This is a genomic window from Oceanisphaera psychrotolerans, from assembly GCF_001870485.1.
Classification (GTDB): domain Bacteria; phylum Pseudomonadota; class Gammaproteobacteria; order Enterobacterales; family Aeromonadaceae; genus Oceanimonas; species Oceanimonas psychrotolerans.
On sequence record NZ_MDKE01000044.1, the window covers coordinates 47,802 to 65,837 of the forward strand.

The window sequence follows — 18,036 nt, forward strand, 5'->3', positions numbered from 1 at the left end:
AGTAAATGACTGAACAAGCGGACCTGAACACCATGAATGAACAGCAGGCGCGGCCGACCACGCCGAAAATCAAGTGGAATGATGACAACATGCAGTCTACCTATGCCAATGTCTGTAATGTCATGGGGACTCGTGAAGAGATCATGGTACTGTTTGGTTCCAATCAAAGCTGGCAGGGAAACCAGGAAGAAGTGGAAGTGATGCTGTCTCAGCGCATACTGCTGACTCCCTATGCCGCCAAACGTCTGCAGATCATGCTGGATATAGGACTGAAGGAATATGAAAAACGATTCGGTGAAATCAAGCTCTGATACGCCGAATCCGGAAAAATACATGCACTGGTTCAGGCTTCTCCAGGAGGAGTCTGAACCGGTGTTTTTTTCGGCTTGGTTCAATCTGCTGAACGATGGGCTGGGCGGCATTCAGGAGGGGGTGCTGGTACTGGGTCCTGCCAGTACGGGGCCTTTCGAGCCAAGAGCAACCTGGCCCTACAACACGCCTTGCAGCGACCCCCTGATGATGGTGGCCGAGCAGGCGCTGGAACTGTGCAGACCTGTATTGCAGCGGGCTGGCACCCGACTCCTGTTTGCGGTGCCGGTCATACAGAACAATGAGCTGCTGGGAGTACTGGCACTGTCACCCCTTTCTCCGGGATTATCCATACAACAGAAAAACTGGATGCAGTGGGGTATCGGCTGGTTGCTCGGTCATCCCGCCGTTCAGGCCGGCAGCGGGGAAGGAGAACTGAACGAACGGTTGATCCTGCTGCTGGAACTGCTGATGTCTTCACTCGACAGTGATGATCTGGAACAGGCGGCCCAGACGGTGCTGGCACAGGCCAGTGTCAGCCTCGGGTGTGACCGTATTTCGCTTGGCTTTGCCCACAAACACGGTATCCGTCTGTTTACGCTCGCCAATGTGGCGGAGTTCTCGCGCAAGATCGATCTGGTGCAGGACCTGGAGTCCGCCATGGAAGAGGCGGTGGATCAGGGGGAGCCCGTCTGCTGGCCGGGAGACGAACAGAGCCTGGTCATTCGTGATGCCCATCGCAAGCTGATCGAGCGGCACGGCAACCATACCTCGCTGTCGGTCCCCTTCATTCGTGATGCCGAACAGTATGGGGTGCTGACATTTGAATGGGCTGGCCGGCCCGAACCTGAAAACGTTGAACTGGCCGCCGCGGTGGCACCGGTTCTGGGACAGGTACTGCTCAAGGGGCGAGCGGCCAACGCCGGTTCCATGGACATGATCGGGCGTATGCTCAAGGCACCCTGCAAACGTTTGCTGGGGGCCGGCTACCTGGGCACCAAGCTTATTGCAGCGGGGGTGCTGGCGGCGGTACTTTTTTTCAGTCTGGCAACCGGCGAGTTCCGGATCAATACCGACGCTCGCCTTGAGGGGGCGGTCAACCGCTCGCTGGCGGCACCTTTCGATGCTTATCTCGAGCAGGCGGTGGTTCGTGCCGGCCAGGTGGTCCAGAAAGGGGATCTGCTGGCGAAACTGGATGGTCGCGACATGAAGCTGGAGCTGGCCAAGCTGGAGAGTCAGCAGGCGCAGTATACCCGCCAGCTGCAGTTGGCGCAGGCCAATTGGGATCCGGCTCAGGCTGGCGTGGTGCTGGCTCAGCTGGCACAGGTCGAGGCACAATTGAATCTGGTCAGAACCATGCTGCAGAGAACCGAACTCCGGGCCCCTTTCGATGCGCTTGTCACCAGTGGTGACCTGTCGCAGGATCTGGGGCTGCCGATCTCGAAGGGGCAGGTGCTGTTCGAGCTGGCACCACTGGAGGATTACCGTCTGGTGCTGGATGTGCCCGAGGCCGATATCGGTTACCTCAGCCTCGGTCAGCGCGGAGAGCTGGTGCTGAAGGCGTTCCCCGAACAGCAGTCCACATTCGACGTCAGCCTGATCACGCCGCTGGCCGAGGCCCGCGATGGCCAGAACCTGTTCCGTGTCGAGGCGACACTGGCGTCCGTCGCCGAGGGGATGAGACCCGGCATGGAGGGAGTTGGCAAGGTAAGTGTGGATGAGCGCAAGCTGATCTGGATCTGGACACGAGAGTTGCGTTACTGGTGGCGACTCTCGCTATGGAAATGGTTTGGAGTCTGACGTGTCGACACTCTTTTCGTCATCCTGGTATCGCAGCGCCACGCTGGTACCGCGCCTCAGGACTCAGGCCACAATATTCAGGCATGTCTACCGGGGTGAAGTCTGGCGAGTGGTGCAGGACCAGAGCAGCGGCAAGTTCCTGCGGCTGAATGCCCAAGCCTACCGTATTCTCGGCCTGATGGACGGCGAGCGCACGCTGGAGCAAATCTGGCAGCTGGCTTGTGAAACCATGGGGGACGATGTTCTCGGCCAGGACGAGATAGTGCAGTTGATGACCCAACTGCACAATGCCGGCGTACTGAGCACCGGTCAGGTACCCGACCTGGATGAACTGCAGGAGCGTACGCAGGAGTCTCGACGCAACCGGATCAAGCAGTATCTGTCCAATCCGCTCGCGCTGAGAATTCCGCTGGTTGATCCCGATCGCTTCCTGACCCTGCTGGTCGGCTGGATCCCGGCCTGGATGCGGCCGGTGATACTGGTCCTCTGGACGCTGCTGGTCACCTTTGGTGGCTGGCTGGCATTCAGTAACTGGGAAGGGTTGACGGCCGACGTCGGGCAACTGGTCTTTACTCCCCAGTACATGGTGACGCTGTTGCTGGTGTTCCCGCTGGTCAAGGCCATCCACGAGCTGGGGCACGGTATTGCGATCAAGCTGTTTGGCGGGCAATGCCACGAGATGGGCGCCATGCTGCTGGTAATGATGCCGGTCCCCTACGTGGATGCCAGTCATGCCACGGCCTTCGTCAGCAAGTATCAGCGCATGATCGTGGGGGCCGCCGGCATGATGATCGAACTGGCGGTCGCCTCCGTGGCACTTTGGATCTGGACCTGGGCCGAGCCCGGCATGTTCCGGGTCTTTCTGCATGACGTCGTTATTCTGGCGGGTGTCACCACGCTTGTCTTCAACATCAATCCGCTGCTGCGTTTCGACGGCTACTATATTCTGTCGGACTGGCTCGAAATTCCGGGGCTGGGGCAGAAAGCCAATCGCTACGTTGGTTACCTGATGAAGCGCTATGCGCTGCGTATCCGCAGGGGGCTGCAGCCGCCCCGGACCACGGCGCGCGAGTCGGTCTGGCTGGCCGGCTATGCGGTCGGTTCTTTCGGCTACCGCATGATGCTGGTATTCACCATAGTGCTGTTCGTGGCAACCCAGTTTTTCATCATCGGTATCCTGTTGGCGCTCTGGGCTGTCTACATGATGCTGTTGTCGCCCCTGATCAAGCTGGTCAAGGGGGTGCTCAATGATCCACTCATCATGGAGCGGCGTCTCAGACTCTGTGGGGTGACGGCATTGAGTATTGGCGGACTGGTCTGGCTGCTGGCTCTGACCCCGGTTCCTTCTGCCACCCTGGCTGAAGGGGTGGTCTGGATGCCCGAACAATCCCGTATCCGTGCACCTCAGGGCTGTTTCGTGCGGGAGGTGTTGCGGCCGCAGGGACCCGTCACCGAGGGGCAGCCGTTGTTGCGTTGCGAGGATGAACTGCTGCCGACACGCAAGGCCGTGCTGGAGGCACGGAAGACCGAGTTGCAGGCGCGCAAGGTGATTTCACAGCACTCCGATCGGGTCGAAGCGCGGTTGATCGAGGAGGAGCTGATCAGCGTGCAGACCCAGATAAATGATCTGGAGGCGAGAATAGCCGATTTTGTACTGACAGCACCGATGGATGGCCGTTTTCTGGTGCCTGGCTCGGCGGATCTGGCCGGGCGCTGGTTCCAGCGTGGTGAGGTGATGGCCCATATTATCGATCCCGCACGTTACACGGTCATCAGCGCGGTGCCGCAGATGAGCATCGACAGGGTCAGGGCGGACAGCCAGGAGATACGGCTGCGCCCGGTCGATAATGTGGCCCGGGAGCTGCCTGCCAGGGTACTGCGTGCGGTACCGGCCGCAACGCATCGTCTTCCCAGTCTGGCGCTGGCGCTTCAGGGGGGCGGGAGCATCGGTATCGAGCCGGGCCAGCAGGAGCCGATAGCACTGGATCCCCTGTTTCTGCTGGAGTTGCAGGCTCAGTCCTCAGCGCCGATCAGTACGGCGCTGGGCGGGCGGGTCTACGTCCGCTTCGAGCATACCCCCGAGCCGCTGGCGATGCAGTGGTATCGGGTACTGCGTGATCTGTTCATCCGCAAGTTCGGTGTCTGAACATGTTTGCGCTGCTGACCTCTGCCGAACGTTACCCCCAGAAGCTGGACTGGAGTGAACGGCCATTTCTGGAGCGGGCGTGGAACTGGATCGAGTTGCACTGGACCCGGCAGGTACAGCTTTCATCCCGGCGTCAGTATCGTTTTGTCGAGCAGGTCGGCACCCATGAAGCCCGGCTGGAAAAGCTTGACGACGCCGCGCTCAGGTTGCACCTGCAGGAAATACGCAGCTGTCTGCGACGGGAAGGAATAAAGAGCGGGCAACTGGCGGCGGCCTTTGCCCTGATCCGGGTCGTGTCCTTCCGCATCTTGGGTATGCGCCATCACGATGTGCAGGTGCGGGGAGGATTCGTGCTGGTTCATGGCTGCATCACCGAGATGAATACCGGGGAAGGCAAGACATTGACCGCCACACTGGCGGCGATTGTCATGGCGCTGGCCGGACGTCAGGTTCATGTCGTGACGGTGAATGATTATCTTGCCAGACGCGACGCCGAGGAGATGAGTCCTCTGTATGACTGGTTCGGGCTGACCACCGCCGTCGTGGCGGAGGATGCGACGCGCGAGGCGCGTGAGCAGGCTTACCGGCATCCGATCGTTTACTGCACCGGTAAAACACTGGTGTTCGACTACCTCAAGGATCGTCTGGTGCTGGGGCAGCAGCTGTCGCAGCTGGGCATTCGTCTGAAAGACTTCATTCACCGTCGTCCCGGTGGCGAGCTGTTGTTGCCTGGCTCCAGTTCGCCATTGTGGACGAGATCGACAGTGTGTTGATCGATGAAGCGCGTACCCCTCTGATCATATCCGCCAGTGACGAGAGTGCCCGTCATGAAGATTACTATGGTCATGCGCTCGAACTGGCCAGGGCTCTGGAGGCGGGAACGGATTTCATGATTGACGCCCGCAAGATGATCGAGCTTACCCGTCATGGGCGGGAGCGGCTGGCCGAGCTGACAATCGATTCTGAACCGGTGTGGCACAATCAGTTCCGCCGGGAAGAGTCGGTGATCCAGGCCTTGACGGCGCTTTACAACTTCACCCCGGGCGTACATTACATCGTGCGTGACGACAAGGTGCAGATCGTGGATGAGCATACGGGACGGGTCATGCCGGATCGCTCCTGGGAGAAGGGGCTGCACCAGCTGATTGAATTGAAGGAGGGCGTGTCGGTGACGCCACCGCGAGTCACCCTGGCCAAAATCAGTTTCCAGTTGTTTTTCCGCCGTTACATGGGGCTGGCCGGAATGACCGGAACGGGACAGGAGGTGGCGACCGAGATGGGGAGCGTATACAACCTCCTGTCGGTCCGGATCCCGCCCCATCGTCCGAGCCGAAGAGCGCATCATGGCAGCCGGGTGTTTGCCACGGCCGATCTCAAGTGGCAGGCATTGGTGGATAAAATCGAGTATCTTCAGGCGCGCGGCCAGCCGGTACTGGTCGGGACACGCACCATCAGGTCGGCCGACGAGCTTTCTAGCAGGCTCGAGATGAAGGGTGTCGAACACCAGGTGCTGCATGCCAACCAGGATGTGGAAGAGGCGCTGATCGTCTCGGAGGCCGGCAAATTCGGACGTATCACCATCGCCACCAATATGGCGGGCAGGGGCACCGATATCAAGCTGTCACCGGGGGTGGATGAGTTGGGGGGCCTGCATGTCATCCTGACCGAACTGCATGACAGTGCCCGTGTCGACCGTCAGTTGGTCGGGCGCAGTGCGCGTCAGGGGCAAGCCGGAAGCTGGGAAGAGATGCTGTCGCTGGAAGATGAGCTGTTACAGGTTCTTCCGCGCCGTCTTGTCGGGATACTGCAGCATCTGCTGCAACGATCACCCGACAGTGGGTGGCTGCAGAGGCTGGCTCGTCATTTTTACCATCGTGCCCAGAAACGGGTCGAACGTTATCACAAGACCATCCGGCGCCGACTTCTGAAAGCCGAATTCCAGAACCGTCGGTCCCTGTCCTTTAGCGGAAAATCGGAGTAGTTGAGCAATGTTGAAACAGAAATGCCTGCAGGCGGTCGTGTTGTTTGGATGTGTTACTACCTGGGCTCATGCAGAGCCCCTTCAGACACTGAGTTGCTATATCGAGCCCTCGGCCGATGTCACCGTGGGTACGACTGCAGAGGGGCGCTTGGTCCGTATGCTGGTGGACCGTTCCGATCAGGTCGAAAAAGGGCAGTTGCTGGCGGAGCTGGATTCGGGCCTTGAGCGTGCCGCGATTGATACCAAGTCGGCTCAGGCTGCCTATGCCGGGAGAAGGCTGGAGCGGATCAGAGACCTGACTGCAGCCAAGCTGATTACCGAGCAGGAGGTAGACGACATCGGCACGGAAAAGTCGATTGCCAACCTTGAGCTGCGGGAACGGCGGGAACAGCTGAAGCTGAAACGGATTACCAGCCCCATCGACGGTGTGATTGTCGAACGGATGGTGACCGAAGGCGATCTGGTGACGGGAGGAGAGGTGTTCCGTATTGTCCGGCTCGACCCGCTGTATGTGGAAACCGTGATGCCGTTGGAACGATTCGGTACCATCGCTAAGGGTGACAAGTATCGGGTGCGTCTGCAGCATCTGGAGTCAACCCACGAGGCTGATGTGGTCAATGTTGACAGCATTATCGATGCGGCCAGCAGTACTTACCGGGTTCGACTCAAGCTGGATAATCCCGGCTACAAGATCCCTTCCGGACTGAAATGCTCTCTGTTTTCGATATGATTTGAAAGGCACTTCGCGATCATGAGATCGACTTTCGATGGCTATAGCACGAAGCCCAGCCCCTCGATTCGACCGCCGGCGAGCTGAAATAGCCGTACAGCGGTGGCATACCTAGCCTGCGGTGTGCTACTAGTTGGTCTGGGGTGGAGGTATGTCCTGCGGATTGTTCAGGCTACCGTTCCTTCTCATCCTCGGAAAATCACAGCTTCGGCTGGCCTGCATCAAGGCTTGATGCGGTTTGCGAGGAATCGACAATACTTAGGAAGTTCAAGACCCCCAATATGTTCCAATAACCAAGAAGAGGTGCCATATGTCAGACTGGATCGTAATAGCTGATGCTTCAAAAGCCGTTATCTACCTGCAAGACAGGATAGAAGGCGTGTTTGAGGAGATTATGGACCTTGCTCATCCGGAAGCGCGTTTAAAAGCCGGTGATCTGGTCAGTGACGTGCAGACCATACCGGAGAAAAGCGACCCCCGTCATACCGAGAACCAGCGCTTCGCGCGTGATATTATCGCCAGGATCCGTCATGCTCTGGACACCAATGAAATCCGGGGCTTTTATCTGGCGGCTCCGCCCCAGTTTCTCGGTTTGCTGCGCGATGCCATGGATGAGCGCCTGCGCAAGGCGTTGTACCGGGACCTCGATAAAAACCTGAGCGGGGCCACTCATAATGAAGTGATTGACGCCTTCGCCTGACCCGCCAGCACATCCTGACCCCATTGCCGAAGCCTGCCCTGTGTGGGTTTCGGCTCGATTCATCGAACGCATCATGCTGTCGGTGTCTTTTATCCTTCGAGTGGGAACAGCCGTTCCGATAACGCCGTTGACGTCTTTTTCATGGTCAAAAACATGGCGGTGGGCTGGCTACTTCGGTGGTTAGTGGATATGGTAAACAGGCATTGTGACATTCAAGCAAGATGTTTATTTCTGACGAGACAAGGAGGCGCCATGAGCCGGAACTACGAAGCGGAACGAGCGGTATTGATGGATGACGTCAAGCAGGTACTCAAGGACGCCGAAGCGCTCTATCAGGCGGCGGTTGATGATGGCACCAAGGAAGGCAAGGCACTCAAGGAGAAGCTGAAGGCCCAGCTGAAGCGGGCGCAGCAGCAGTTTTCGGAGCTGGAAGACTCTATGGTCGATCGTACCCGGCAGGCGGCGGCACAGACCAACGATCTGGTGCATAAAAATCCCTATCAGGCCATGGGCATCGCCGCGGTCATCGGCCTGGTGCTGGGCGCCCTGCTGAGCCGTCGGTGAGTCGGTGGTGCCTGCCTGTGCTGTGGCCAAGCCTGCAGTGGGCGGTCAGTGGTTTAGCAGGCAGGGTGCAAGGTTTCGGGCGGTGATGTGCATCACCGCCCGGCAGAGGGTTTACGCCATAAGGAAGGTTCAATGAGTGGACAGATCAATTCGTTGAAGGAATTGCTGCATACCATTACCGAGCTGCTGTTTGTCCGCTTCAAGATGGCCCGCATCGAATTTGTGGCACAGAAAGAGCGCATGGTGCGTCTTGGCATCCTGGCATTGGCGGCGGTTTTTCTGTTCTTCATGTCATACATCAGCCTGCTGTTTGGTCTTAATCTGGTGCTGTCTCATTCGGCCCGGCTGTGGGTGTTTTTCGGGCTGTCGGCGGTGTTGCTGTTGTTGATGTGCTGGGCCTTCTGGTCCATCGCCCGTAACCTCGCCGGTCAGCGCCGGTTTCTGGCCAGGACACTGCACGAGCTGCAGGAAGATGTCGCCTATATTCAGGGCAAGAAAACCATGTCCGATTGGTCTTTGAAGGACTGAGTCCATGCACAAGTCGTTACAACAGGAACAACAGTTATTACAGCTCAAGGCGGAGGCGCTGCGGTTGAAGCTGCTGACGAATCAATTGCGCCGGCAGCAGGAGCAAAGTGAGTCCGGGGTATGGCAGCTGGCCAGCCAGCTGCCCCGGGCCGGGCTGGTATGGCGGCTGGCCAACATGCCGCGCAAGTTCAGAAACAAGTTGCTGTTGGGCGGCGCCTTGCTGGCGGTCATCTATCTGCGGTTCTGACTTCCCGACGAGCCCATGTACCCGGCAGGTGCCGGTATCGGCATTGCCGAGCAGGCAGACAGAAACAGAAAGAGCGCCCACCGGGGCGCTCTTTCTGTTTGGTGCCCGGGCCCCGACTGCGGTCGGGGCGGGGGTCAGGCGCTTTCTTCTTGCACCGTTACTACCTTGGCGGAACGGAACTTGAGCAGGAAGGCGACGGTAAACACCAGGGTAACCGCCAGGCCGATCAGGGTGGACGGCTGCAGCGCCAGACCGAAGCCGATGTCGGCATTGGCCAGGTAGGTAAAAGTCACCGCGGTTATGAACATCGCCGGCAGAGTACATACCCAGTGCAGTTTGCCTTCTTTCGCCAGGTAGGCGGCGGCGGCCCACAACATGATCATGGCGGTAGTCTGATTGGCCCAGCCGAAATAGCGCCAGATAACGCCGAACTCCGCCTGGGTGATCAGGTAGCCAATCATGAACATGGGCACGGCAATCAGCAGTCGTTTGGGCAGGGCCTGTTGTCCCAGCTTGAGGAATTCGGCCACGATCAGACGGGCGCTGCGAAAGGCGGTGTCGCCCGAGGTGATTGGCAGTATCACTACCCCCAGGATGGCGAGGATGCCGCCGACGGTACCCAGCAGGCTGGTGGACACTTCATGTACCACGGCTGCCGGACCGCCGCTGGCCAGGGTGGCATTGAGGGCCTCGGGGCTTTCATAGAAGGACAGTCCCAGGCTGCACCAGATCAACGCTATTACGCCTTCGCCGATCATGGCGCCGTAGAAAATGAAGCGGCCGGAGCGCTCGTTTTGCATGCAGCGGGCCATCAGCGGTGACTGGGTGGCATGGAAGCCAGACAGGGCGCCACAGGCGATGGTGATAAACAGCAGTGGCCACAGGGGCAGGCCTTCGGGGTGCAGGTTGGAGAAATCGATACCGCTCTGATAGAAGCCCTTGCCGCTATATACCTGGCCGATCAGCAGGCCGACCGACATGAACACCAGCAGGGCGCCGAACACTGGATAGAAGCGGCCGATGATCTTGTCGATGGGCACCAGGGTGGCCAGTATGTAATAACCAAAGATAACGGCGACCCAGGCAGTGACCGCAATGCCGGACAGGTTGCCGAGCAGCTTGGCCGGGCCCAGTACGAACACCACGCCGACCAGCAGCAGCAGGATCACGGCGAAGATATTCATGAAGTGCTTGGCAACACTGCCCAGCTGTTCGCCGACCACGGTCGGTACCGAGGCGCCCCTGGCGCGTACCGACAGCATGCCTGAGAAATAGTCATGAACGGCCCCGGCGAAGATACAGCCGAACACGATCCACAACATGGCAACGGGGCCGTAGAGGGCACCCAGAATGGGACCGAAGATGGGGCCCAGACCGGCGATATTAAGCAGCTGCACCAGGTAGATTTTCTTGTCCGACATGGGTACATAGTCGACGCCGTCGGCCATGGTGATGGCCGGGGTATCCAGTTCCGGGCGAGGTCCGAACAACCGCTCGATAAACTTTCCGTAGCTGAAGTAGCCGGCGACCAGCAGGCCGGCACAGAGTAAAAACCATAACATAAGCGCAACTCCTTGGCTGAATGGTAGTGTTGCGCCCAGTGTAAGAAAACGGTTAAAAAAATCCCGTCTTGTTTGAGTAAGCGGTCATATGTGGTGTTAAGCGGTTGTAATACATTTGTAATGGTGGAAGGCTGTGAGCCGGATCACTAGGATTGCAGGCCCAAACGGACTTTAAGCGCCTTGAGGTAGCGGCGGCTGACCGGCAGGGTATGCCCCAGCCGGGTTTCCAGCTCGGCACTGTGGTTATCCTGCAGGGTGATTTCCCGGATGGCGGAGGCAGACACCAGATATTGGCGGTGTACCCGCAGCAGGGCGGTGCGCTGCTCCAGCACCTTGAGGGTCAGCTGGGTATGATATTCACCCTTTTCAGTGACCAGATGGACCCCGCCCAGATCGGAATAGATGTATTCCACCTCCGCCAGCGGCACCAGCCGGATGCGTTGCTGCTGATAACCGGGGATGGTGGTCAGAGACGGGGTGACCGGGGCCAGATCCTGGGGCGGCAGCGCCTGTCCGAGCCGGTCCAGGGTTTTCTGCAGCCGGGCTTTGGACACCGGCTTGAGCAGATAGTCGAAGGCATTGTCCTCGAATGCCTGAATGGCATAGTCATCGTGGGCGGTGACGAACACCACCCGGGGGATCTGCCCGGGCTCCAGCATGGACAGCAGCTCCAGTCCGCTGATTTTCGGCATCTGGATATCGAGAAACAGCACATCGGGCTTGTGTTGCGGCAGCAGTGCCATGGCCTCCAGGGCGTTGGCGGCCTCGGCGAGGACGGTCACCCCACCCAGCTCCTGTAACAGCTCGGCCAGCTCGGCGCGGGCATAGGGTTCATCATCGACGATCAGGGCGCTGATCATGGCTGGCTCTCCTGCTGTGGAAGTGAAACGGTCACCCGGGTCCATTGTTCGGGCTCGACGCCGATATCGACCCCGAAGCGCTCACCATAGAGACACTTGATCCGTTTGTCGACCAGGCTCAGGCCCAGACCGTCACCGTCGGCCCTGGCCTGGTAGGTGCCGGCATTGTCGGTGACCCTGAGTCTGACCGTATCTGCCTCGGTGTCGGCGGTGACCCGGATCTGCCCCTGCTCGAGCAGGGTGGAGATACCGTGCTTGATGGCATTCTCGATGATGGGCTGCAGGGTAAAGGTGGGCAGCCGCAATCCGAGCAGCGATTCGGGAATGTCCACGCTGACCGTCAGCCGGTCGTTGAAGCGGGCCTGTTCGATGGCCAGGTAGGCGGCGACATGATCCAGCTCTTCCGCCAGGGTGGTCTGCTCGCAGGCGCGCTTGAGATTCTTGCGGAAGAAATTGGACAGATGTAGCAGCAGCTCCCGCGCCTTGTCCGGATCCCGGCGGGTGATGGCGCCGATGGTGTTGAGGGCATTGAACAGGAAGTGCGGATTGACCTGGGCATGGGCCAGCTTGAGCTCGGACTGGGTAAGCAGCTGTTGCTGCTGTTCGAGCCGGCCGGTCAGTAGCTGGTGGGCCAGCAGGCCGGCGATGCCTTCGCCCAGGGTGCGGTTGATCTTCAGGAACAGGCGTCTTTTGGGCTCGTAGAGTTTGATGGTACCGAGGATGCCGTCTTCTCCCCGGATGGGGATCACCAGTACCGAGCCGAGCTGGCAGTCGTCGGACAGGGAGCAGGCATAAGGCATCTGGTAGCCGTCGGCAAACTTGATCTCCTGATCGCGGATGGCTTCCAGAGTCAGGGGAGAGGCGATGGCGGTGCCCGGCTGGTGGTGTTCATGGCCCAGGCCGGTGAAGGCGAGAATTTTCTCCCGGTCGGTGATGGCCACGGCGGCCACTCCGGTTTCTTCATGGATGATGCGGCAGATTTTTCGGGCAGACTCGCTGTTCAGTCCCCGGCCCATGATGCCGACGGTACGCTGGGCGATGTTCAGCGCCCGGGCGGAAAAGCGGCTGGAGAATTTTTCGTACATGGCTTTCTGGTCGCGGATCATGCTGATAAAGAGCGCCGCCCCCGTGGCGTTGGCGAGCAGCATGGGCGCGGCGATGACCTGTACCAGCGTCAGCGCCTGCTCGAAGGGTCTGGCCACCAGCAGTATGGTGGTCATCTGCAGGGCTTCCGCCGCCAGGGTGGTGGCAAAGGCCACCCAGGGAGAAAACAGCCTGGCCATCTCGCCCCGCTTGACCAGATGGTAATGCACCAGGCCCCCCAGCAGGCCTTCGAGGGTGGTGGAGATGGCACAGGCCAGATCGGTGAAGCCGCCCATGGTATAGCGGTGCAGGCCGCCGGTCAGACCAACCAGGGTGCCGGTGACGGGGCCGCCCAGCAGGCCACCCAGCACGGCGCCCACCGCCCGGGTATTGGCGATGGCATCCTGCACTTCCAGGCCGAAATAGCTGCCCATGATGCAGAAGCCGGAAAACACCAGATAGATGACCATCTTGTGGGGCAGGCGGATGGAGTAGTTCACCATCGGCTTGAACAGGGGGGATTTCGACAGCAGGTAGGCGATAACCAGAAACACGCTCATCTGCTGCATCAGGGAAAAAATTAGCGACATGACAGGATCCCGGAATGCGTTCGGCGCCGCCGCACCGGCCGGTACAGCTCAGACGATGGCCGCAGGAAAGTCGTCAGGGTAGGTCAATAACGGGGCGTGAGCAAGACATGCGCAACCCGGGGGCGACAAACGTGACGCCTGTCCGGTGGCAAAACGGACCCTGACCGCCAATGCTTAACGGTGAGTGCCGCCGGCCGGTGGCAGTGGTTCCAACGACGAGGTTTGCCATGTCCCATCATGTTTACAAATTAATAGAAGTAGCCGGAACATCCCCGCACGGTTACGACGACGCCATCAAGCAGGCGGTGGCCAAGGCGGCCGAATCGGTGGACCACCTGGACTGGTTCGAGGTCACGGAAATGCGCGGTCATATCAGGGACGGCCAGATTGCCCATTTTCAGGTAGTGCTGAAAATAGGTTTCCGTCTGGAATAAGCGGGTACCGGACAGCACCGATGATAACGGTGCCGTCCTCGGGGGTCAGCTGCGGTAGTCGCCGATATCCGGGCGTCGGCTGGGGCCGAGCAGGGCCATGTCGACCGGATGAAAGGCCTTGATCGCCTCGAAACAGAAATCGCCTACCGCCCGGTGCAGCGCCTGCGGGTCATGGTTGGTGATGATGATCACGCTCTTGGACAGATTGCGGCGGCGACGCAGCAGATGACCGAGAAAACTGGACTGGCTTTCTGCCAGCCGGGTGCGGTTGGCAGCCACTTCATCGAGGATCAGCAGGTCGACTTCTTCCAGTGCCCGCCGATACTGGTTGCGGCTTTCCTGATCTTCGATGACGCCGAAAAACAGCCGGTCTACCACCGAGGCCCATTGTTGAAAAATCACCGACTTCTGGTGCTGCCGGATCAGGTCGTGGGCAATGGCCCCGGCCAGGGTTGACTTGCCGGTGCCGAAATTGCCGTAAATCAGAATGGCGGCACCGCCTTTTTCTTCCCAGTGATCGAAGGCATTGATGAAGTGATGGGCGGTATCGATATGATGGCTCAGCGCCGGGTCGTCGCGGTCCATGTTGTCGAAGATCCACTCCGAGTTGAGATCCGCCTGGGCCAGCAAGCGTTCGGTGCGCTGCTGTTTCGCTGCTTTCTGGGCCTGACGTACTTCGGTATTGGCCTGCTGCTCATACTGGCGCTTGAGGGTGAAGTAGTCATACTCGGGCAGGTTGCCGCCGGCGCGCAGCCGCTGCAGCCGGTTCAGCAATCCCTTCACATCACCACCGACGGCGGTCGGAGAGACGTCTTTCTGTGGTTTCGGGCGGCGCCGACGACGGGCGATGTCGTTCAGGTCGGCGGCAATTTCTTCAGCTGTCTTTTTCATTGCGGTCTTCCTGGTTATCGGAGCTGAGACGCTGGGCTTCGGCCATCATTTCACGAGCTCGTTTGCTGGGGCCGGTGTCGTTTTTGGCCGGTAGTTGCTGGTAGTGGCCGCTGTCCTGCGGTGGTGCCGCGCGTTTGACGCTGCGCTGGTTCTTAAGCTTGCGTACCAGTTTCAGCATCCACTGATGCTGGTTTTCGAACACTTCGGGCCGCCCCAGCCAGTAGGCGATAAACTCGCCCAGTTCGGTTTCATCAACGTGGCTGTCGAGCAGGCCGCAGAGCCTGGCCAGGCCATCAAACTGTTCATCCGGGCGCCATTGCGGATGCATGGCAAACTGGCGCGAGGGTAGTGGAGCCAATCCCTGAAGTCCTTTCAGTGGCAAAGAAAACACGGCACCGTGGTAGTGCTGGGGGTGAGGATTCTGCACCAGGCTCAGCAAACCGGCATCCAGCAACTCATCGACCAGTGCGGTCAGTTCGGCCGGCGTGACACGATAGCGGTATTCACCTTCACCCTGCACGGCCAGTGCCTTGCCCAACAAGGGGTAATCCAGCGCCTGGGTGATGTCACCCCGGGCATGGTGCCTGAGGTAGAGCTGATACAGGCTGCGTGCCGGATGAGACAGTCTGGGGGAGGTCAGTGCCTGATATTCTGCCGGTGTCATAATGCCACAGTGATCAAATGAGAGACCCATTATCCAATAAAGCCACGGCAGAATACAGCCGCCATGACGGAGCCTCTGTCGCTCTGCCGAAATTCGTCTAGGCTCAGAGTATATCCCATGACCTTGTTGCCTAATCTGATGTTTGACCGCGATCTACTTATTCTGCTGATCGAAGATGATGCCGTGTTCCGCCGGTTGATGGTGACGTACCTGGAGTTGTGGGGAGCCAGGGTGATCGAGGCGGAGCATGGCGAAGAGGGCATATGGCAGGCGCGTGAGCAGTCGCCCGATCTGGTACTGAGCAATCTGAAACTGCTGGCGCCGGACGGTCAGGAGGTGATTAGCTGCCTGAAACAACGTTATCCGGCGCTGCCGGTGATTGCCATTTCCGGCCAGAAGACAATGGCGGACGTTGCGCGGGCGTTGCGGGCCGGTGCCGAAGATTATCTTGCCAAGCCGATCCGCAACTGGTCGCTGGTAGCCGATGTCATTACCGCCTGCCTCAAGCCCGACCCGCGGCGATTGTTCGACGAGCTCAACGACCATCTGGCGTTTTTTCGCCGGGAAGACGTGGCCGCCAGCCGTCTGTGTCAGGGATGGCGTCAGCTACCCGAGCGTGAACTTGGGGCCTGGAAACTTCGTTGCCGGCAAAGTTCCCCCTGGCTGCTCGCCGAATATATCCGGCTGGATCAGGACCTGTTGCTGCTGCTGGCGGAGTTTGACCCGCTCGATATGGACACTCCGGTGATGATGTCACTGATGGCCTTTCTGCTGAACGAACCCTTGCGGCAGTACCAGAATCGGCCGGGGTGTCTGTTGAACAGCCCGGCCCGTACGCTGGAATACATCAATCGCCTGATCCTGGACGCGGGTCTTGGCTGTCGGGTGAATCTGGCCTTGTTCCGGTTGCAGGCCAACAGCAACAGGGTGATGATGGCCAATGGCGGCATGGTGGGCAACGACTGGCTGGCTCGCTGTAATGCCGGTCCGCTGGGGTTAAAAAAATTGTCCGCCAGTCAGCTCAGCTACGCCTGCTCCTTTCCTTTCGATCTGAGCCTGCATGGTGGTTTTGGCGGTAAAATGCAACTTACCGCCAGTCACGGCAGTTACTGAGCGTCAAGCCGCTGCTGCAGATAGCGGGTGAGGGCAGGCCCCAGCTCCCCATGGCGCAGGCCAAACTCGATATTGGCGATCATCAAGCCGAGTTTGCTGCCGCAGTCGTGGCTCTTTCCCGTAATATGATGGGCGTCTACCGGCTGCTGTGCCATCAGCATGGCGATGCTGTCGGTCAGTTGAATTTCATCCCCCTTGCCGAGCGGCGTTTTCTTGAGCAGCGGCCAGATGTCGGCCGACAGCACATAACGCCCCACCACCGCCAGGTTGGAAGGCGCTTCCTGCTGCTGCGGTTTTTCTACCATGGCGACAATGGCAGCCGACTCGCCCTGACCCGGCTGCGCCCCTCCGATATCAACAATACCGAACTGGTCGACCAGGTTATCCGCCACCGGCTCCACCAGGATCTGGCTGTGGCCGTTATGACCAAAGGCCTTGATCATGGCCGCCAGGTTGTCCTGTTGCAGGTTGCAGCCCGCATCGTCGATGAGTACATCTGGCAGCAGCACGGCAAAAGGGGCATCCCCTACCAGCGGACGGGCGCAGAGAATGGCATGGCCCAGCCCCCGGGCTTCGCCCTGACGGACATGCATGATGGTCACGTCGGAGGGGCAAATATTCTGTACTTCTTCGAGTAACTGGCGCTTGACCCGTTTTTCCAGGGTGGCTTCCAGCTCGAAGCTGGTGTCGAAGTGGTTTTCGATGGAGTTCTTACTGGCATGGGTCACCAGTACAATTTCCTTGATCCCGGCCTGTACGGCTTCGTTGACGACATACTGGATCAGGGGTTTGTCGACCACCGGCAGCATTTCCTTGGGAATGGCCTTGGTGGCGGGCAGCATACGGGTACCCAGTCCGGCGACCGGGATCACCGCTTTACGGATCAATGGCTGTGAAGGCGTGTTTTGAGGCATGAGTATCATCAAAAAAACAATGGGAGCTAATCATAACCAATAGCGGCCCTTCCGACCATGCCGGGAGGGCCGGGTGCTGAAGCCAGGGGTTAATTGCTCAGTAAATGGCGGTTTTTGTCTATGGTGGCCGAGCCGATACCACTGACCTTGGCCAGGTCGTCAACCGAAGCAAAGGGCCCATTGGCTTCCCGATACTCCACGATGGCCGCGGCCTTGGCCGGACCGATTCCGGTCAGCATGGCCAGCTGATCCTGGTTGGCGGTGTTGATATCGATGCTGGTGATGACAGCGCTTTGCTCGGTAGCCGGTTCATTGGCCATGCCCGGCGCAGTCACCGCCAGCAACGCCACCAGTAAGGTGGATAACAGTACCTTGTTCATTCCCGTCTCTCCTTGTCTCAGGTTGTTTGAATTTTGTCCAGCGGACTCTATCAAGACTTGTCCAAAGAAGCGTTTTTTGCCAGCAAAGAGATCGAGTATTGCGAAAATATTGAAGAAGGGCGGGAGGTGGGAACGAGATGAAAAAACCGGCCGAAGCCGGTTGAAATCAGGGCAGCACTTTTTTGAAGGGTTTGACGATGACCGAGGCATAAACGCCGGCCGCCACATAGGGGTCGGTATCGGCCCAGGCCTGTGCCGATGCCAGCGAGTCGAATTCGGCAATCACGGTGCTGCCGGTAAAGCCGGCTTCTGCGGGGTCCTCGGCATCGATGGCCGGGTTGGGGCCCGCGACCAGCAGCCGGCCTTCATCGGCCAACGCCTGCAGTCGGGCCAGGTGGGCCGGACGGGCCTCTTTGCGCAGGGCAAGGCTGTTGGCGTTGTCTTCGGCGAATATGACATACCACATGGTTTATTCCTTTTTATATGGCGGATATGGATAGAGGGAAGCAACTCGTGCCCTGGCTCCCCTTGTTGTATAAC

General features: G+C 59.2%; 20 protein-coding genes. 12 read left to right on the forward strand and 8 right to left on the reverse strand.

From position 1 onward, the window contains the following. The first annotated feature begins 5 nt into the window (after positions 1–5). The 10 genes from BFR47_RS13515 to BFR47_RS13555 all read left to right on the forward strand — a co-directional run bounded on the left by BFR47_RS13515 (position 6) and on the right by BFR47_RS13555 (position 9,005). On the forward strand, positions 6–311 hold the full coding sequence (locus BFR47_RS13515; RefSeq protein WP_217645557.1) for a DUF3467 domain-containing protein: 306 nt from the start codon (positions 6–8) through the stop codon (positions 309–311). A 61-nt stretch (positions 312–372) separates the two neighbouring features. Next, positions 373–2,109 carry a GAF domain-containing protein gene (locus BFR47_RS13520; protein WP_175514116.1) on the forward strand — a complete coding sequence of 579 codons (1,737 nt, stop codon included), beginning with the start codon at positions 373–375 and terminating at the stop codon, positions 2,107–2,109. Between the two features lies 1 nt (position 2,110). Then, positions 2,111–4,255 carry a PqqD family peptide modification chaperone gene (locus BFR47_RS13525; protein WP_071473664.1) on the forward strand — a complete coding sequence of 715 codons (2,145 nt, stop codon included), beginning with the start codon at positions 2,111–2,113 and terminating at the stop codon, positions 4,253–4,255. 2 nt (positions 4,256–4,257) lie between these two features. Next, positions 4,258–5,028: a hypothetical protein gene (locus BFR47_RS19180; protein ID WP_083399153.1), complete on the forward strand. Its 771-nt coding sequence runs from the start codon at positions 4,258–4,260 to the stop codon at positions 5,026–5,028. After that, on the forward strand, positions 5,004–6,236 hold the full coding sequence (locus BFR47_RS19185; protein WP_139215191.1) for a preprotein translocase subunit SecA: 1,233 nt from the start codon (positions 5,004–5,006) through the stop codon (positions 6,234–6,236). Before BFR47_RS19180 ends, BFR47_RS19185 begins: the two co-directional genes overlap by 25 nt. Positions 6,237–6,243: 7 nt before the next feature. Continuing rightward, positions 6,244–6,966, forward strand: a complete 723-nt coding sequence (locus tag BFR47_RS13535; protein WP_083399155.1) for an efflux RND transporter periplasmic adaptor subunit — start codon at positions 6,244–6,246, stop codon at positions 6,964–6,966. Positions 6,967–7,276: 310 nt separating this feature from the next. Beyond that, positions 7,277–7,666 carry a host attachment protein gene (locus tag BFR47_RS13540; RefSeq protein WP_071473561.1) on the forward strand — a complete coding sequence of 130 codons (390 nt, stop codon included), beginning with the start codon at positions 7,277–7,279 and terminating at the stop codon, positions 7,664–7,666. 252 nt (positions 7,667–7,918) lie between these two features. Continuing rightward, complete coding sequence (locus tag BFR47_RS13545; RefSeq protein ID WP_071473562.1) at positions 7,919–8,230, forward strand: ElaB/YgaM/YqjD family protein; 312 nt, start codon at positions 7,919–7,921, stop codon at positions 8,228–8,230. Positions 8,231–8,362: 132 nt separating this feature from the next. Beyond that, positions 8,363–8,758 carry a phage holin family protein gene (locus BFR47_RS13550; protein WP_071473563.1) on the forward strand — a complete coding sequence of 132 codons (396 nt, stop codon included), beginning with the start codon at positions 8,363–8,365 and terminating at the stop codon, positions 8,756–8,758. A gap of 4 nt (positions 8,759–8,762) precedes the next feature. Further along, on the forward strand, positions 8,763–9,005 hold the full coding sequence (locus BFR47_RS13555) for a hypothetical protein (protein WP_071473564.1): 243 nt from the start codon (positions 8,763–8,765) through the stop codon (positions 9,003–9,005). A gap of 134 nt (positions 9,006–9,139) precedes the next feature. On the opposite strand, the gene BFR47_RS13560 is transcribed toward BFR47_RS13555, so the two are convergent. From BFR47_RS13560 to BFR47_RS13570, 3 genes are all read right to left on the reverse strand, one after another. Beyond that, on the reverse strand, positions 9,140–10,567 hold the full coding sequence (locus BFR47_RS13560) for a carbon starvation CstA family protein (RefSeq protein ID WP_071473565.1): 1,428 nt from the start codon (positions 10,565–10,567) through the stop codon (positions 9,140–9,142). Positions 10,568–10,713: 146 nt separating this feature from the next. After that, on the reverse strand, positions 10,714–11,427 hold the full coding sequence (gene btsR / locus BFR47_RS13565) for a two-component system response regulator BtsR (protein ID WP_071473566.1): 714 nt from the start codon (positions 11,425–11,427) through the stop codon (positions 10,714–10,716). Beyond that, on the reverse strand, positions 11,424–13,100 hold the full coding sequence (locus BFR47_RS13570; protein WP_071473567.1) for a sensor histidine kinase: 1,677 nt from the start codon (positions 13,098–13,100) through the stop codon (positions 11,424–11,426). The genes btsR and BFR47_RS13570 overlap by 4 nt, the downstream gene beginning before the upstream one ends. A gap of 227 nt (positions 13,101–13,327) precedes the next feature. Between BFR47_RS13570 and BFR47_RS13575 the strand changes: the two genes are divergently transcribed. Next, complete coding sequence (locus tag BFR47_RS13575; protein WP_071473568.1) at positions 13,328–13,534, forward strand: dodecin; 207 nt, start codon at positions 13,328–13,330, stop codon at positions 13,532–13,534. A 45-nt stretch (positions 13,535–13,579) separates the two neighbouring features. On the opposite strand, the gene BFR47_RS13580 is transcribed toward BFR47_RS13575, so the two are convergent. Then, on the reverse strand, positions 13,580–14,425 hold the full coding sequence (locus BFR47_RS13580; RefSeq protein ID WP_071473569.1) for a DnaA ATPase domain-containing protein: 846 nt from the start codon (positions 14,423–14,425) through the stop codon (positions 13,580–13,582). Beyond that, positions 14,409–15,089, reverse strand: coding sequence for a DnaT-like ssDNA-binding domain-containing protein (locus BFR47_RS13585; RefSeq protein WP_071473665.1), 681 nt, complete (start codon positions 15,087–15,089; stop codon positions 14,409–14,411). The genes BFR47_RS13580 and BFR47_RS13585 overlap by 17 nt, the downstream gene beginning before the upstream one ends. Positions 15,090–15,206: 117 nt before the next feature. Here BFR47_RS13585 and BFR47_RS13590 point away from each other — a divergent pair, with 117 nt between their 5' ends. Continuing rightward, entirely contained in the window at positions 15,207–16,202 is a 996-nt protein-coding gene (locus BFR47_RS13590; RefSeq protein ID WP_245748931.1) for a response regulator, read from the forward strand. Here BFR47_RS13590 and galU read toward each other — a convergent pair. From galU to BFR47_RS13605, 3 genes are all read right to left on the reverse strand, one after another. Then, a complete protein-coding gene (galU, locus tag BFR47_RS13595) occupies positions 16,196–17,116 on the reverse strand; it encodes a UTP--glucose-1-phosphate uridylyltransferase GalU (protein WP_071473667.1) in 921 nt (306 codons plus the stop codon). The genes BFR47_RS13590 and galU overlap by 7 nt on opposite strands. Before the next feature lie 89 nt (positions 17,117–17,205). Next, positions 17,206–17,496 (reverse strand): ComEA family DNA-binding protein, encoded by a 291-nt coding sequence (locus BFR47_RS13600; protein WP_071473570.1) that lies wholly within the window; start codon positions 17,494–17,496, stop codon positions 17,206–17,208. A gap of 166 nt (positions 17,497–17,662) precedes the next feature. Continuing rightward, the gene (locus BFR47_RS13605) at positions 17,663–17,962 is read right to left on the reverse strand and encodes a YciI family protein (RefSeq protein ID WP_071473571.1); all 300 of its coding nucleotides are present in this window, start codon (positions 17,960–17,962) and stop codon (positions 17,663–17,665) included. Positions 17,963–18,036 lie beyond the last annotated feature (74 nt).

Coding starts and splice junctions, on each gene's coding strand:
- BFR47_RS13515 (WP_217645557.1), top strand. CDS start 6: ATGACTGAACAAGCGGACCTGAACACCATGAATGAACAGCAGGCGCGG.
- BFR47_RS19180 (WP_083399153.1), top strand. CDS start 4,258: ATGTTTGCGCTGCTGACCTCTGCCGAACGTTACCCCCAGAAGCTGGAC.
- BFR47_RS13535 (WP_083399155.1), top strand. CDS start 6,244: ATGTTGAAACAGAAATGCCTGCAGGCGGTCGTGTTGTTTGGATGTGTT.
- BFR47_RS13540 (WP_071473561.1), top strand. CDS start 7,277: ATGTCAGACTGGATCGTAATAGCTGATGCTTCAAAAGCCGTTATCTAC.
- BFR47_RS13545 (WP_071473562.1), top strand. CDS start 7,919: ATGAGCCGGAACTACGAAGCGGAACGAGCGGTATTGATGGATGACGTC.
- BFR47_RS13550 (WP_071473563.1), top strand. CDS start 8,363: ATGAGTGGACAGATCAATTCGTTGAAGGAATTGCTGCATACCATTACC.
- BFR47_RS13555 (WP_071473564.1), top strand. CDS start 8,763: ATGCACAAGTCGTTACAACAGGAACAACAGTTATTACAGCTCAAGGCG.
- BFR47_RS13560 (WP_071473565.1), bottom strand. CDS start 10,567: ATGTTATGGTTTTTACTCTGTGCCGGCCTGCTGGTCGCCGGCTACTTC.
- btsR (WP_071473566.1), bottom strand. CDS start 11,427: ATGATCAGCGCCCTGATCGTCGATGATGAACCCTATGCCCGCGCCGAG.
- BFR47_RS13570 (WP_071473567.1), bottom strand. CDS start 13,100: ATGTCGCTAATTTTTTCCCTGATGCAGCAGATGAGCGTGTTTCTGGTT.
- BFR47_RS13575 (WP_071473568.1), top strand. CDS start 13,328: ATGTCCCATCATGTTTACAAATTAATAGAAGTAGCCGGAACATCCCCG.
- BFR47_RS13580 (WP_071473569.1), bottom strand. CDS start 14,425: ATGAAAAAGACAGCTGAAGAAATTGCCGCCGACCTGAACGACATCGCC.
- BFR47_RS13585 (WP_071473665.1), bottom strand. CDS start 15,089: ATGACACCGGCAGAATATCAGGCACTGACCTCCCCCAGACTGTCTCAT.
- BFR47_RS13590 (WP_245748931.1), top strand. CDS start 15,207: ATGACCTTGTTGCCTAATCTGATGTTTGACCGCGATCTACTTATTCTG.
- galU (WP_071473667.1), bottom strand. CDS start 17,116: ATGCCTCAAAACACGCCTTCACAGCCATTGATCCGTAAAGCGGTGATC.
- BFR47_RS13600 (WP_071473570.1), bottom strand. CDS start 17,496: ATGAACAAGGTACTGTTATCCACCTTACTGGTGGCGTTGCTGGCGGTG.
- BFR47_RS13605 (WP_071473571.1), bottom strand. CDS start 17,962: ATGTGGTATGTCATATTCGCCGAAGACAACGCCAACAGCCTTGCCCTG.